13 protein-coding genes are annotated in these 14,952 nt (G+C 71.5%); 5 read left to right on the top strand and 8 right to left on the bottom strand.

Annotated elements, in window-relative coordinates:
- Positions 1 to 120 precede the first annotated feature (120 nt).
- The 5 genes from ACFXGX_RS10965 to ACFXGX_RS10945 all read right to left on the bottom strand — a co-directional run bounded on the left by ACFXGX_RS10965 (position 121) and on the right by ACFXGX_RS10945 (position 4,937).
- Positions 121 to 936 (bottom strand): hypothetical protein, encoded by an 816-nt coding sequence (locus tag ACFXGX_RS10965; protein ID WP_384787963.1) that lies wholly within the window; start codon positions 934 to 936, stop codon positions 121 to 123.
- 64 nt (positions 937 to 1,000) lie between these two features.
- Positions 1,001 to 2,479, bottom strand: a complete 1,479-nt coding sequence (locus tag ACFXGX_RS10960) for a GntP family permease (protein ID WP_384787960.1) — start codon at positions 2,477 to 2,479, stop codon at positions 1,001 to 1,003.
- Positions 2,480 to 2,666: 187 nt separating this feature from the next.
- On the bottom strand, positions 2,667 to 3,077 hold the full coding sequence (locus tag ACFXGX_RS10955; protein WP_384787957.1) for a RidA family protein: 411 nt from the start codon (positions 3,075 to 3,077) through the stop codon (positions 2,667 to 2,669).
- Between the two features lie 7 nt (positions 3,078 to 3,084).
- Positions 3,085 to 3,852, bottom strand: coding sequence for an IclR family transcriptional regulator (locus ACFXGX_RS10950; protein WP_384787954.1), 768 nt, complete (start codon positions 3,850 to 3,852; stop codon positions 3,085 to 3,087).
- Positions 3,849 to 4,937 carry a sugar kinase gene (locus tag ACFXGX_RS10945; protein ID WP_384788222.1) on the bottom strand — a complete coding sequence of 363 codons (1,089 nt, stop codon included), beginning with the start codon at positions 4,935 to 4,937 and terminating at the stop codon, positions 3,849 to 3,851. Before ACFXGX_RS10945 ends, ACFXGX_RS10950 begins: the two co-directional genes overlap by 4 nt.
- 282 nt (positions 4,938 to 5,219) lie before the next feature.
- Between ACFXGX_RS10945 and ACFXGX_RS10940 the strand changes: the two genes are divergently transcribed.
- Both ACFXGX_RS10940 and ACFXGX_RS10935 read left to right on the top strand, forming a co-directional pair.
- A complete protein-coding gene (locus tag ACFXGX_RS10940; RefSeq protein ID WP_384787951.1) occupies positions 5,220 to 6,497 on the top strand; it encodes an alanine racemase in 1,278 nt (425 codons plus the stop codon).
- 103 nt (positions 6,498 to 6,600) lie between these two features.
- Positions 6,601 to 8,229, top strand: a complete 1,629-nt coding sequence (locus tag ACFXGX_RS10935) for an amidohydrolase family protein (protein ID WP_384787948.1) — start codon at positions 6,601 to 6,603, stop codon at positions 8,227 to 8,229.
- 20 nt (positions 8,230 to 8,249) lie between these two features.
- Here ACFXGX_RS10935 and ACFXGX_RS10930 read toward each other — a convergent pair whose 3' ends face one another.
- The 3 genes from ACFXGX_RS10930 to ACFXGX_RS10920 form a co-directional block, all read right to left on the bottom strand.
- Positions 8,250 to 9,152 (bottom strand): serine protease, encoded by a 903-nt coding sequence (locus ACFXGX_RS10930; protein ID WP_384787945.1) that lies wholly within the window; start codon positions 9,150 to 9,152, stop codon positions 8,250 to 8,252.
- 341 nt (positions 9,153 to 9,493) lie between these two features.
- The gene (locus ACFXGX_RS10925) at positions 9,494 to 10,129 is read right to left on the bottom strand and encodes a hypothetical protein (protein ID WP_384787942.1); all 636 of its coding nucleotides are present in this window, start codon (positions 10,127 to 10,129) and stop codon (positions 9,494 to 9,496) included.
- 71 nt (positions 10,130 to 10,200) lie between these two features.
- Positions 10,201 to 11,520: an RNA-guided endonuclease InsQ/TnpB family protein gene (locus tag ACFXGX_RS10920; RefSeq protein ID WP_384787939.1), complete on the bottom strand. Its 1,320-nt coding sequence runs from the start codon at positions 11,518 to 11,520 to the stop codon at positions 10,201 to 10,203.
- A 304-nt stretch (positions 11,521 to 11,824) separates the two neighbouring features.
- Between ACFXGX_RS10920 and ACFXGX_RS10915 the strand changes: the two genes are divergently transcribed.
- The 3 genes from ACFXGX_RS10915 to ACFXGX_RS10905 all read left to right on the top strand — a co-directional run bounded on the left by ACFXGX_RS10915 (position 11,825) and on the right by ACFXGX_RS10905 (position 14,942).
- Entirely contained in the window at positions 11,825 to 13,036 is a 1,212-nt protein-coding gene (locus ACFXGX_RS10915; protein ID WP_384787936.1) for a pyridoxal phosphate-dependent aminotransferase, read from the top strand.
- Between the two features lie 122 nt (positions 13,037 to 13,158).
- Positions 13,159 to 13,587, top strand: a complete 429-nt coding sequence (locus tag ACFXGX_RS10910) for a hypothetical protein (protein WP_384787933.1) — start codon at positions 13,159 to 13,161, stop codon at positions 13,585 to 13,587.
- A gap of 281 nt (positions 13,588 to 13,868) precedes the next feature.
- The gene (locus ACFXGX_RS10905; RefSeq protein ID WP_384787931.1) at positions 13,869 to 14,942 is read left to right on the top strand and encodes a substrate-binding domain-containing protein; all 1,074 of its coding nucleotides are present in this window, start codon (positions 13,869 to 13,871) and stop codon (positions 14,940 to 14,942) included.
- Positions 14,943 to 14,952 lie beyond the last annotated feature (10 nt).

Below are 14,952 nucleotides of genomic sequence, written 5' to 3'. Positions count from 1 at the left end.
TCCCTCGCAATGGCATCGCCCGCAATTTCGTGCTCATTGGGTAAACACCCCCGGGGCTCACTGCCGTTGAGAGGGGTTTCCGCGTGCCCACCTGACCGGGCGCGCGGATCCCCGTACCGCTTACGGCTTCTCGGCCTTGTCCTCGTCGGCCGAGTCGGCCTTGTCGAGACTCTTGGCCTCGGCCTTCACCTCGACCGCGGACTCGCCCTCCACCTCGGCCTCGGACTTCGATTCGGCCTCGGCCCCGGCCGCCGCCTCAGCCTCGGTCACGGCCTCGACCTCGGTCACGGCCTCGGCCTCGGTGTCGGCCACCGCCTCGGTGTCGTCCTCGCCGTCCTCGAAATAAACGTCCAGGACGGCGTCGAGCTGCTCCTCCCACTCCTTGAAGCGTGCCCGGGCGTTCGCCTCGATCTCTATCGGATACCAGCGGCGCTCCGGCGTGTGCACCGTGATGGTGAACCGCTTGCCGAAACGCGGCGACTCCGTCTCGACGGCGCCGATCTCGTCCCAGCGGAACTCCGCCTCCTGGTCGTCCAGGCGCAGCCGGACACCACTGTGGTCGGCTCTGATCGAGGCACGCCGGTCGGAGGCCTCGAAGACGGGACCGTCGGGGGCGGGGCCGCTCTCCTCCGCGGACTCGGCCTCCTCCACGGACTCGGCCTCCTCCACGGACTCGGCCTCCTCCGCAGAATCGGCCTCCCCCGTGGACTCGGCCTCCTCCGGGATCTCTGCGGCGGGTGCCTCGTCGGACGCCGCCTCGTCGGAGACCGCGTCGTCGGAGACGTTCTCCTCCGGCTCCTCCGCGGTGGCCTCCTCGGTCTCCACGACCGCGTCCGCCGGCTCCGCCGGCACGGGTGACGTAAGCCCGGGGATGTACGCCGGGTTCACCGCGGCGGCGTCCAGGGGCTGGCTCTTCGAACCTATGCGCTGCTCCACAGCCGGAAGTATGGTCGAAGATCCTGTGCGGGGCACAGCCAGGCCCGAATTGGCGATGCCACTGTTACACGAAGAGACTCATCACGGCGGCCACGGCGAACCCGGCGACGGACAGCACCGATTCCAGGACGGTCCAGGTCCTCAGAGTGTCGCGCTCGCTGATGCCGAAGTACTTGGCCACCATCCAGAAGCCACCGTCGTTGACGTGCGAGGCGAAGATCGAACCCGCCGAGATCGCCATGATGACCAGGGCGACGAAGGCCTGCGAGTGGTGGCCCTCGGTGAGCAGTGGCGCGACGATGCCGGCGGTGGTGACGATCGCGACGGTCGCCGAGCCCTGGGCCACCCGCAGGACCAGGGCGATCAGATAGGCCAGGACGATCACCGGGAGGCCGACGTCGTTGAAGGTGTCCGACAGGGCCTGGGCGACCCCGCTGGCCTTCAGTACGGCACCGAAGACGCCGCCCGCGCCGACCACGAGCAGGATGTTGCCGACCGGCTTGAGGGACGAAGTCGACACCTTCTCCAGGGACTTGCGGGACCAGCCGCGCCGGATGCCGAGCAGGTAGTACGCGAGGAGCAGGGCGATGGTCAGGGCGACGAACGGGTGGCCGAAGAATGCGATGACGGAACGGAGGGTGGAGGGATCGAGGGCGATCGAGGAGAAGGTGGCCGCGAGGATCAGCACCAGCGGCGTACCGATGATGCCGAGGACCGTGCCGAGCGGCACCGGCTCCTCCCGGGGCTCCACGCCCGACGCCCGCTGCTCCTCGACGACGGCCCGCTTGGCCTCGGCGGCCGCCTCGACCATGTCCTGCGGTACGGGGACGAAAAGGCGCCTGCCGATCCAGGCGGAGTAGACCCAGGCTGCCAGCACGGCCGGGACGCCGCAGACGATGCCCATGAGGACGACCCAGCCGAGCTGGACGTGCAGCAGTCCCGCGGCGGCGACCGGGCCGGGGTGCGGCGGCAGGAAGGCGTGTGTCATCGACAGACCGGCGAGCAGCGGCAGGCAGTAGAGGAGGATCGACTTGCCCGACCGTTTGGCGGCGGCGTAGACGAGCGGCGCGAGGACGAAGATGCCGACGTCGAAGAAGACCGGGATGCCGAAGATCAGGCCGGTCAGGCCCATGGCGAGCGGCGCGCGCTTCTCCCCGAAGAGGCCGAGCAGCCGGGAGGCCAGCACCTCGGCGCCGCCGCTGACTTCGAGGATCGCCCCGAGCATCGTGCCGAGGCCGATGATGATCGCGACATGGCCGAGGATGCCGCCCATGCCCGACTCGACGACCGAGACGGCGTCGGACCTCTGGACCGTGCCGAACAGCTCCGTGACGGAGAGTCCGGCGGCGAGGCCGACGGCTATGGAGACGGCGAGCAGGGCGACGAACGGCTGGAGCCGGACCTTGATGATCAGGAAGAGGAGGAGCGCGATGCCGAGGGCGGCGACCGTGAGCAGTCCGGCCGTGCCGTCGAGGAGGAGCAGGAGACCGCCGGTGTGCGGTGGTGTCTCCGGGGCTGTCGCTGCGAGCGGGTACGACGACATGTCGGGGAGCCTCTTTTTCGTCAGTCCGTGGGGGCTTTCGGGCAGGGCGGATCGCGGTGCGGCTCCCCGGGGATGGTGGGGTGCCGCACCGTGACGTCGTACGGGTGTGAGAGTCGCGCGGGTCGCGCCGGCTGTGCGGGTTACGCGGCTGCGCCGGAGTCGCGCGGGCGTGGGCCCGGAGGGGGCGTCAGCCGAGGACGGCGAGTACGTCGATCTCGACGAGGAGTCCGGCCGGCAGGCCGACGTAGACCGTCGTGCGGGCGGCGGGGGGCGCGGTGAGGCCCTGCTCCTCGAAGTACTGGTTGTAGATCTCGTTCATCTCGGCGAAGTGGCCGGTGTCCGTGAGGTAGACGCGGATCATCATCGCGTCGTCCCAGCCGGCGCCGCCCTCTTCGAGGATGGCCTTGACGTTGGCGAGCGTCTGGAGGGTCTGCTCGCGCAGGGTCGGTCCGGCGGGCGTCGGGGGCCTGCCCTCCTCGGCGGGCAGGAAGCCGACCTGCCCGGCGACCTGGAGGATGTTCCCCTTCCGCACGCCGTGCGAGAACTTGGCGGGCGGGGTGGTGTGGGTGGAGGGGGTGAGGGCGATCTTGTCGGTCATGCGGTGATCATTCCTTCGGGTCTTCCTTCGTGGGGGCTTTGCCGGAGTAGTCGTGGCTGATGGCGTCGGCCGTACGGCGTACCAGCGGGAGCAGGGTGAGGAGTTCCTCGGCGGTGACGACGACGTTGGGCGCGGAGACCGACATGGCGGCGGCGACGCGTCCGTCGGCGCCGCGGACGGGTGCGGCGACGCAGTTGATGGATTCCTCGTGGCCGCCGAGGTCGGTGGCCCAGCCCTGCTCGCGCACCACCGCCAGCTCCTTGAGGAAGGCGGGGGCGTTCGGCGTCGAACGGGCCGTGTACATCGGGTAGTCGAGCTTGTCGGCGACAGCGCGGCGCTCCGCCTCGGGCAGGTCGGCGAGGAGGAGTTTGGCGACCGCGGCGACGGTGATGGCGACGGGTTTCCCGATCCGCGAGTACATGCGCACCGGGTAGCGGCTCTCCACCTTGTCGATGTAGAGCACCTCGTTGTCCTCGTACACGGCGAGGTGGACGGTGTGTCCGCAGCTCTCGTTGAGGCGGACGAGATGGGGGTGGGCGATCTCGCGGACGTCGAGGTTCTCGACGGCCTCCTGGGCGAGGGCGAAGAGGCGGGCGCCGAGCCGGTAGCGCTGGTCGGACTGGCGGTAGACCAGGCCGTGTTCGTTCAGGGTGCGCAGCAGGCGCAGGGCCGTGGACTTGTGGACGCCGAGGCGGTCGGCGACCTGGCCGAGGTCGGCGGGGCCCTCGGCGAGCAACGGCAGGATGCTCAGCGCTCGGTCGACGGTCTGGCTCATGGCGTACGTACCTCCTCGGCGGCCCGTGCGTCGGCTTCGGTCCAGCCGGGGCCGAGACGAAGTGTCTCCCAGGCACGGTCGTCGAGAGCCGCCAGCCGGTCGGCGAGCCCCCGGGCGGGCGGCTCGGCGAGGTCGCCCGGGACGGTGAGCGCGGCGGCGGCCGTGAGATGGCCGTGCCGCAGGCGGTCGCGGGCGGGAAGGCCGCGCAGGGTGGCGGAGAGGAACCCGGCGGCGAAGGCGTCACCGGCGCCGACGGCCGCGACGACGTCGACGCGCAGGGCGGGGACGAAGACGGCGGCACCGGCGGTACTCCCTGTCGCATGGACGGCGTTCCCGGCCGTCTCCGCCCCGCCGGTGTCCCCGCCGGTGTCCCCGCCCGTGCCCGCGTCCGTGCCCGCGTCCGTGTTCCTGTCGAAGACGACGGCACCGGCCTTGCCGTCCTTGACGACCAGGACGTCCGGTTCGGGCAGCGCCTCGCGGATCGCGCGCGCTCCGCGCAGTCCCCAGGCGTCGCGGGCCTCGTCGTCGCCGACGAAGACGATGTCGGCGCGGCGCGCGAGGTCGAGCAGGACGCGCGGCCCCTCAGGGTGGTCGCGCCACAGGCCCGGGCGGTGGTTGACGTCGAAGGAGACGAGGGGACGCCCGGTCCGGGGGGCGGTCAGCTCGCGCATCAGGTCGAGACAGCCCTCGGAGAGCGCGGCGGTGATGCCGGACAGATGGAGCACGCGGCCGGAGCGGGCGGCGGCCAGGTCCGTGTTCCGTGCCGTCATGGCCGAGGCGGCGGATCCGGCCCGGTAGTAGGCGACTTCGTGGGCGTCGGTCGCCCGGTCGCCCGCGGTGCGGAAGTAGACGCCGGTGGGCCGGCCGGGGTCCCGGCGCACGGCGGAGGTGTCGACACCGTACGCGGTGATCGCCTCGATCAGGTGGTCGCCGAACCCGTCGGCGCCGACCCGGCCGACCCAGCGGGCGGAGTAACCGGCGCGGGCCAGCACGCAGGCCACGTTCGACTCGGCTCCGCCGATCCCCCGCTCGAACGACGGAACGTCGGCGAGGCGACCGGGGCGCGTGGGCAGGAAGGTGACCATGGACTCGCCGAGCGCCACCACGTCGACGGTGCCGGCGTCGGTGCCGACGACCGTGCCGGTGCCGGCGTCGGTCTCGGTGCCGGTGTCGGTGCCGGTGTCGGGGGACACGGCACTCGCGGGTCCGTTGCTGCTCAAGGTGGTCGGGGCTCCTCGCTCTGGCGGCCGACGGCGGCGAACGGCACCGTTGACCCTGCGTCGGCTGGGATGTTAGACAGCAGTGAACGACATACGCAATGAGCGTTGCACATGATGCAACACGATCGAACAGGCCGAGGAGGCCCCATGAGCGCCGACACCGCCGCCGCACCGCTGGCCGCTCTCGCGGCGGAGCGCGTCGACCACCGTTTCAAGGGCCTGCCGCCGGACGCCGGCGGCCTGAGCGCCGGCGAGTTGGCCGCACAGCGCCGCAACCTCTTCACGGACGGTTTCACCACCCCCGTCCTCGCCCTCTCCGCCGAGCGACTGACCCACAACCTCGAACTCATGGAGACGTACGCCGACCGGCACGGCCTCGCCTTCGCCCCGCACGGCAAGACGTCCATGGCGCCCCAGCTCTTCTGGCGGCAAATCGAGCACGGCGCCTGGGGCATCACCCTCGCGGTCCCCCACCAGGTGCGGGTGGCCCGGGAGTTCGGCATCGACCGGATCTTCCTCGCGAACGAACTCGTCGACCCCGCGGCCCTGCGCTGGATCGCCGCCGAACTCGCGGAGGACCCGGACTTCCGGTTCGTCTGTTACGTCGACTCGGTGCGCGGGGTGGAACTGATGGACGCCGCGCTGCGCGGCAGCGCCCGCCCGGTGGACGTCGTCGTCGAACTCGCCGCGGGCGCGGGCGCCCGTACCGGCGCGCGGACGGAGGAGGACTGCGCGGCCGTCGCCGACGCCGTCGCGGCGACCGCGACGCTCCGGCTGGCCGGCGTGGCCGGGTACGAGGGCGAGGTGCCGGACGCGAACCCCGAGCGGGTGCACGCCTGGCTGCGGCGGCTGACCGCGCTTGCGGCGGCCTTCGACGGCGCCGGTCGGTTCAAGGACGTCGACACGATCGTCGTGAGCGCGGGTGGCAGCGCCTGGTTCGACGCGGTGGCCGACGTCTTCGCCGGGATCCCCGAACTCTCGCTGCCCGTCCTGAAGCTGCTGCGTTCGGGCGCGTACGTCTCGCACGACGACGGCCACTACCGAAGGCTCACCCCCTTCACCCGCGTCCCGCGGGAGGGCGCCCTGCACCCGGCCTTCCGCCTCTGGTCGCAGGTCGTCTCGCGGCCCTCCCCGGAACAGGCCTTCACCAACGCCGGCAAGCGGGACGCGGCCCACGACCTCGATCTGCCGGTCGCCCAGGTCGTGCGCCGCGGCGAGGCCGAGCGTCCGGCGGCGGGCATCGAGGTGAGCCGGCTCTCCGACCAGCACGCCTGGCTGCGCACGGAGCCCGGGGCGGACCTGGAGGTCGGCGACTGGGTCGGCATGGGCCTGTCCCATCCGTGCACGTCCTTCGACAAGTGGCAGCTCATCCCGCTGGTCGAGTCGGACGGCACGGTCGTCGACTACATCCGTACGTTCTTCTAGAGATCCGTACGTCCTGTAGCGAAGATCCGCGCGTCGCCGTTCCGAAGATCCGCGCGTCGCCGTTCCGAAGATCCGTACGTCCCACCGAGACGGGAGTCGCCCTATGGACCACGCCGACCTGGTCGTCCAGGACGTGGATGTCGCCGACGGCAGCGGCGCGCGGACGTATCGCGCGGACGTGGCCGTCAAGGGCGGGCGGATCGTCGCGATCGTCAAGGAGGCCGCGGCGGCCGGCTGCCAACGGCCGCGCGGCACACGGGAACTGGACGCCGAGGGTCTGGTCCTGGCCCCCGGCTTCATCGACATGCACGCGCACAGCGATCTCGCGCTGCTGCGGGACCCGGACCACAGCGCGAAGGCCGCCCAGGGCGTGACGCTCGAAGTCATCGGCCAGGACGGCCTGTCGTACGCGCCGGTCGACGACCGTACGCTCGCCGAGGTCCGCCGGACGATCACCGGCTGGAACGGCGACGGCCACGACATCGACTTCGGCTGGCGTTCCGTGGGCGAGTACCTGGACCGGCTCGACCACGGCTTCGACGGCGAGGGCATCGCGGTCAACGCCGCCTACCTCGTCCCGCAGGGCACCGTCCGCATGCTCGCCGTCGGCTGGGAGGACCGCGAGGCCACTCCCCGGGAGCTGGACCGGATGCGGCAGTTGGTGGCGGACGGGCTGCGGGAGGGCGCGGTCGGCATGTCCTCGGGACTGACCTACACGCCGGGGATGTACGCGCGGGACGCCGAACTCACCGCGCTGTGCCGGGTGGTGGCGGAGCACGGCGGCTACTACTGCCCGCACCACCGCTCGTACGGGGCGGGCGCCCTGGAGGCGTACGAGGAGATGGTGGCCCTCACCCGTGAGGCCGGCTGCCCGCTCCATCTCGCCCACGCCACCATGAACTTCGGGGTGAACGAGGGGAAGGCACCGGAGCTCCTGGCCCTGCTGGACAAGGCGCTGGCGCGGGGCGCCGACATCACCCTCGACACCTATCCGTACACCCCGGGGTGCACCACCCTCGCGGCGATGCTGCCGAGCTGGGCGGGCGAGGGCGGCCCGGAGGCGGTGCTCGCCCGGCTGCGGGACGACGACACCGCCGAACGGGTCCGCCACCACATGGAGGTCGTGGGCGCGGACGGCTGCCACGGCGTGCCCATCGCGTGGGACACGATCGAGATCTCGGGGGTGAACGACCCCGGGCTCGGTTCGTACGTCGGCCGGACCGTCCGGGAGTCGGCAGACCTGCGCGGCGAGGAACCCTGGACCACGGCCCGGCGGCTGCTGGTAGAGGACCGGCTCGGCCCCACGATCCTCCAGCACGTCGGTCACGAGGAGAACGTCCGGGCGATCATGCGCCACCCTGTGCATACCGGCGGCTCGGACGGCATCCTGCACGGCGCCAAACCGCATCCGCGCGCGTACGGCACCTTCCCGCACTACCTCGGCCGGTACGTGAGGGAGCTGGGCGTCCTGACGCTGGAGGAGTGCGTCGCCCATCTCACCGGCAGGCCCGCCGCCCGGCTGCGGCTGCCCGACCGCGGTCTCGTCCGCGAGGGGTACCGCGCCGACCTGGTCCTCTTCGACCCGGCGACGGTCGCGGCGGGCTCGACCTTCGCGGCGCCGCGCACCCTGCCCACCGGCATCCCGCACGTCCTGATCGACGGGCGTTTCGTCGTCGAGGACGGGCGCCGGACGGATGTGCTGGCGGGACGGGCGGTCCGCCGGACGGCGTGACCGCCCGCCCTCCCGCGGTGTTACGGCTTGGGCAGGACGCAGCCGCTCAGGCTCAGGTCGAGCTTGTTGCCCGTCGTGAAGCAGGCCGGGATCTGGTAGGTCTCCTCGGCGTAGTTGATGCCCTGGCGGACGGTGACGGTGCCGTTCGCGTCGACCTCGCAGGGGTTGTTCAGCGTGCAGCGTTCGCCGTCCTCGTTGCCGGTGTTGTTGACGGCGACGACCTTGCCGGTGGACTGGTCGACGACCGGCGAGCCCGACGTGCCGCCGATGGTCTGGCAGGCGGAGGTGTAGCGGACCGAGTCCTTCCAGGTCCAGCCCCCCTCCTTGAGGCGGTACGCGAACCCGTCGATGCTGCAGCTGTAGAGACGCTTCCAGTAGCCGGAGGCCACGGTGATGGCGGTACCGGCGACCGGGTGCGTGTTCTGCACGGTCAGGGCGCTGATGCCGTACGAGTTCTTGATGGTCGCGTAGGTGCTGGTGAGCTGGTAGATCGTGATGTCCGTGTCGGTCATGGTCGAGTACGCGACCTTGCTCGCGCGCAGCGTCGCGACCCTGGTACCCGCCGAGTTCAGCAGGCCGAAGGTCCGGCTGGACGACTGGCCGACGATCACCTCACCGGGATCCGGGAAGCCGGTCTCCAGGCAGTGGCCGTTGGAGAGCACGAGCGCCGGGTCCGTGTCCGCCGAGTTGGGGAAGCGGATGACCGAGCCGGAGCAGTTGCTGAGCGCGACGGTCCCGGCGAGGCTGACGGCCTGGAGGGTGGGCGCCGCCTGGGTGCCGGACGTGGTGACGGAGGCCGGCACGCGCGCCGGAGCCGCGTGGGACGCGGGTACGGCGTGGGGAGCGGGTGCCGCAACCGCGGGTGCCGCGCCCGCCCCGGACAGCACCAGGGCGAACAGCGCGGCGACGAGAGGCTTTCTCATGTGGGGGTCCCCTCTTGCGACTTGGGGCGGCCGAAGGTCGTCCGGCCGCCTTCCGCTGACCGGAGGTCTTCCGGCCAGTTGTTGTCATGCGCATTGTGAGGGGAGAGGGAAAAGTGAACAAGGAGCGCTTTCCGGCCGAAGAGCCGGAAACGGCGTACGTGTCCTCGGCGGCGGCGTAGGTGTCCTCGACGGCGTAGGTGTCCTCGACGGCGTACGTGCCCTCGGCGGCGTACGTCTCCTCGGCGGTGTTCGTCCCCTCCGCGCGGCGGAAGAGGAGGCGCCGCTCGTGGCGGCCGGACGGGCCCCGGTGCCGGCCTGTCCGGCAGTTCCCGCCTGCCCTCCTAGCCCCAGTCGCCGTGTCCGTGGCCGTGGCCGTGGCCGCGCCCGGTGCTCGTCGCCGACGGGGTCGGGACCGGGGCCGGGGCGGAGGTCGTGGGCGCGGGCGCCGTGGACGCGCTCGGGCTCGGACTCACGGAGGGACGCGCGGACGCGGACGCGTTCCGGGAGGCGGCGGACGCGGGGGTCGAGACGGACGCCGACGGGGCGGCCGGCGCCGCGGGCGCGGTGGTGGCCGACGGCGGTGCCGAGGAGCCGGCCGGTTCCGCGGGTCCGGTCGCCAGGCGTACGGGCCCGGACGTCCGCGACGGCGCGCCGTCGCCGGACCCGTCGGCCGCTCCGGAGTCGAGGACGCCCACGGCGACGACACCGAGGACGACGGCGACGGCCGCGCCCCCGGCCACGGCGAGGCGCCGGTTGTTCCGGGCGCGCCTGCGGTGCCGCGTCCGCTCCCGCCGCCCGGCGGGACCGTCGCCGACGACGGGCAGAGCGGTCGTCTCGTCGCCGTCCGTGTACGCCTTCCGCCAGCCGTGCGCCTCCGCGGGATCGGCGTACGTCTCGTAGGCCAAAGGCGTCTCCCCGTCACTCTGCGGGAGGTACACCGTCGGCCGGGCTTCGGGATCTCCGGACTGCGAGGACATGATCGCGCATTGTAGGGACCACCCGGGGGTCCGGTGCAGCCGGAGGACAAAGATGCCGGAACCCACACGTCTCACTTGACATCCTCCCCCTCTTGAAAGAGGGGGATTCCAGCCCGTACGGGTTGGGGTTCACGGGTGTTCGAACGGCCGGTGGCCGTTGTCACCCCTCCGGCACCGGCTGTTTGCCGGGGGCGGGGGATCCCGCCCTGTCCTGCCGCGACGTTGGTTGCTGCGTTGGTGTCGGCGTTGCAGGTGAAGCCGCAGGAGGAGCAGGCGAACTCGGCTTGGCTCTTGCGCGAGTTCTTGTCGGTCCAACCGCAGGCGCTGCAGCGCAGACTGGTGTAGGGGGCGGGGACGTCCTCGACCCGGCCCGGGGCCTTGTGCCCGGTGCGTTGCCGGAGCAGGCCCCAGCCCTGGGCGAGGATCGCCCGGTTCAGCCCGGCCTTCTGGGCGACCTTCCTGCCGGGTTCTGCCACGGTGCCCCTGGCCGAGCGGGTCATGTTCTTGATGTTCAGCTTCTCGAACCGCACCAGGTCGTAGCTGCGGGCGAGCATCGTGCTGGTCTTCTCGCACCAGTCCTTGCGCCGGTCTGCCTCACGGGCCTTGATACGGGCGGCCTTCGCGTACTCGGCGGCTTTGCGCTCGCTGCCCTTGGGGGCGCGTGCGGCCCGGCGCTGGTGTTTGCGGACCTGCGCGCGCTCCTTGACGGTGAGCTGGGGGCAGTTCAGTTTCCGCCCGTCGGAGAGGGCGGCGGTGATGGCCACGCCCCGGTCGATGCCGATGACCTCACCCATGCCGGGCGCCTCGATGGGGGCGGGGACGACGGCGAAGGCGATGTGCCACTGGCCGTTGCGGCAGGTGACACGGAACGTCTTCGCCTTCGGCAATTCCGAGCCCTTGCCGTTGCGGCTGAGCCGAAAGCGGACCCAGCCGCAGCCGGGCACCTTCACCCGCGCCCACCGCCGACTGAGCTTCTGCATCACCACCGAGCGGCCCATGACCTGCCTGCCCCTGGCGTTCAGCTTCGGTGAACCGTCCGCCTCGAACTCCCCGATACGGTCCGTGCCGATCACGCGGAAACCCTCGTGCACGTGCTTCCTGCGCCAGGTCGGCTCACCAAAACCGGAGGCGAACATGGCGTTCTTGGCTTTGGCGAAGTCCTTCAGGGCCTGCTGCTGCACATCGGCATTGCCTGCGGCCAGCCATGCGTTGTCACGCCGAGCCTCGGTGAGCTGGCGGCACTGCTCGGCGAAGCCGGGCGCCGCCCCGCGGCCCTTGTACCAGTGCGCGTGCTGCTCGACGGCCAGGTTCCAGACGTACCGGGCATGCGCGCAGTGGCCGAGCATGACGCCCGCCTGCTCGCTCGTCGGGTACATCCGAAACCGTGCCATGACCGTGAACCTAGTCAACGCGTTCCCCGACCGCGCACACCATCGACCGACACCACCCGTGCGAGTGACCACCCCGGCCGCCGACACGCCCGGCCGCCGTCCACTACGGGTGGTTGCACCTGCTCGAGACCGGCCTCACCACCGCCCCTCTCGAGACGCCGAACCGCCCTGGCGGCGATTCGGTTTCCCCCCGCTCCGCGGGAGCAGACATTCACCCCGGCCCTGAAGAGCCGGGCACCCTGCCCGAAGGCAAGGTGGTGAAAAACACCCCCCGGCGCGCGGCGGGCGGCCGTAAGCTCACGACATGCAGGTGATCCAGTCCACGAAGCTCGCCAACGTCTGCTACGAGATCCGGGGTCCGGTTCTTGAGGAGGCGATGCGGCTCGAAGCGGCCGGTCACCGCATCCTCAAGCTCAACACGGGCAACCCGGCCGCCTTCGGGTTCGAGTGTCCGCCGGAGATCCTCGAGGACATCCTCCGTAACGTCTCCTCGGCGCACGGCTACGGCGACGCCAAGGGCCTGCTCGCCGCCCGTCGCGCGGTGGTCATGCACAACCAGACCCTCGGCATCGAGACGGACGTCGATCACGTCTTCATCGGCAACGGCGTCTCCGAGCTCATCGTGATGGCGATGCAGGCGCTGCTGGACGACGGCGACGAGGTGCTCGTACCGGCGCCGGACTACCCCCTGTGGACCGCCGCGGTCTCCCTGTCCGGCGGCACGGCCGTGCACTACCGCTGCGACGAGCAGTCCGACTGGATGCCCGACCTCGCGGACGTGGAGCGGAAGATCACCGACCGCACCAAGGCGATCGTCATCATCAACCCGAACAACCCGACGGGCGCGGTCTACGACGACGCGATGCTCCGGGGACTGACGGACATCGCCCGGCGGCACAACCTGCTGGTCTGCTCCGACGAGATCTACGACAAGATCCTCTACGACGGCGCCACGCACACCGCGACCGCCAAGATCGCCCCCGATCTCCTCACCCTCACCTTCAACGGCATGTCGAAGGCGTACCGGGTGGCCGGCTACCGCGTCGGATGGATGTCCGTCTCGGGGCCGCGCGCGCACGCCACCTCCTACATCGAGGGTCTGACGATCCTCGCGAACATGCGGCTGTGCGCGAACATGCCGGGACAGCACGGCGTGGTGGCGGCGCTCAGCGGACGCCAGACGATCAACGACCTGGTCCTGCCGGGCGGACGCCTGAAGGAGCAGCGGGACGTCGCCCACGAGCTGCTGACGCAGATCCCGGGCGTGACCTGCGTGAAGCCGAAGGGGGCGCTGTATCTCTTCCCGCGCCTCGATCCGAAGGTCTTCAAGGTCAAGGACGACCGGCAGATGGTGCTCGACCTGCTGCGCAGCGAGAAGATCATGGTCGTGCAGGGGACGGGCTTCAACTGGCCCGAACCGGACCACTTCCGGGTGGTGACCCTGCCGACGGTCGCGGATCTGACGGACGCGGTGACCCGGATCGGCTCGTTCCTGGACGGCTACAGCCAGCCGTGACGCGCGCCGGACGCACCCCGCGCTCACTCTGGGTGTGCGCCGCGTCCCAATATACGAACCAGCTCAACTTTAGACGAATTCCAAGCTAGGATGGCTTCCTGTCAGGCACAGGAGGCCATCCCATGTACGAACCGATCCGCTCGAAGTCGGTCCACACGGTGGCCGGCACCCCCTCCTCCGACTTCCCCCACCGGTCGCGCGAGGAGGAGCTGGACATCCAGCTCGCCGGCCACCTCGCGGCACTGCTCACCGTCACGGACGAGATCCGGGCGCTCACCCCGTCCGCCGATCTGGACGCGGGCGCCGAACGGCTCACCGAGCAGGTCGCCCGGCTGCGTGGCGGCGCCCCGCTCCGCACGCAGGCCGCCCAGGCCGCCCCGGAGCCCGAGGAGTCCCACCTCGTGAGCCTCCACCGGCGGGCCCACGCGCTGGCGGGCCGTGCCCTGGTCGTCGCCGCCTCCCGCGCCGACACCGCCGCGGCGATCCTCTCCGCCGAGCGCATGGACGCCCACGCCTCCGCCGCCGAACCGCGCGAGCTGGCGACCCGCTGAGACCTCCGGCTCCAGCCGGCCACCCCGGCCTCCGGGCCGAACCTCCGGCCTCCGGGCCGACCCCTCGGGCCCCGGGCCCGAGGCCCCGTACGGCCCCGGTCCGCGCGTCTTCGAAGTGACGCGTGGACCGGGTGCCACACCCGCCCCGTCCCCCCGGGCAGGGCCCCGCGCCGCCCGGGTAGCGGCGGCCCCTCCTCCGGTTGCGTACCGGGACCCGGTGGTCACCCCGTGTTCACCCCCGGGGACGGGGAACGTTGGATTCCGAGGTGCACGCTCCAGGCGTGAGACGCATCGCGGGAATCGTCCTGGCGGTCCTGTTGATCGGCGGAGTGGCAGCAGCCGTCGTCGCAGGCCGCACTGGTCAGGACAAGGGCACGGCAACGAAGACCGTGCAAGGAGTGATCGGTTCGGAGAAGGCGGAGTTCTTCGCCGATCCGGATGTGGTGAAGGCCCTCGCCGCCAAGGGCTACACCGTGAAGACGGAGACCTCCGGGTCCTGGGCCATGGACGGCCGCAGCCTCAAGGGGTACGACTTCGCCTTCCCTTCCAGCCAGGCCCCGGCCGACGAGCTCGCGGACAAGTACCACGTCCGCCAGCCGCTGCCCCGGCCCTTCTACTCGCCCCTCGTCGTGGTGGCCCACCGCAGCGCGGCCGAGGTCCTCGCCGCCAACGGACTGGCCGTCCTCGACAAGAACACCGGCACCCTGAAGATGGCCGCCTACCTCGACGCGGCCAAGCACGCACGGACCTGGCAGCAGCTCAAGGGCGCCACGGCCCACGGTGAACTGACCGGCACGCTGTACATCGCCAGCACCGACCCGGAGACCTCCAACTCGGGCGCCCTCTACCTCGCCGCCGCGTCCTATGTCGCCGACGGCGGGCGCGTGGCCACCGACAACGCCGCCATCGGCCGCACCGCGTCCCTGATGCATCAGCTCATCAGCGTCCAGGGCGCCCAGCAGCCCACCACCGACGCCGCGTTCCACGACTTCGTCAGCGGCGCCGGCAACCCGCTCGTCCTCGTCTACGAGTCACAGGTCGCCGCGCTGCTCACCGAGGGCCAGGACGCCGGAGACCTCACGGTGCTCTACCCGGACACCACCGCCAACAGCGACCACACGGTCGTACCGCTCACGCCCGAGGGCCGCGCGCTGGGTGAACTCCTCAGCACCGACCCGACGTTGCGCCGCCTGGCCGTCAAGCACGGGTTCCGTCCGCAGGGCGCCACCGGCGAGTTCGCGGCGGCCACCGCCGACCGTGCCACCTATCTCAACCAGAAGCTGACCGGCGTCCGGCAGGCGCCCGTGCCCGCCTACAAGGTGCTGCACGAGATGGCGCGCCGGGCCGGGAACTAGGGGGAAGAGC

This window comes from Streptomyces sp. NPDC059371, assembly GCF_042751995.1.
GTDB lineage: Bacteria > Actinomycetota > Actinomycetes > Streptomycetales > Streptomycetaceae > Streptomyces.
Note: the sequence above shows the minus strand (reverse complement) of the source record. Positions and strands in the feature narration are given on the sequence as shown.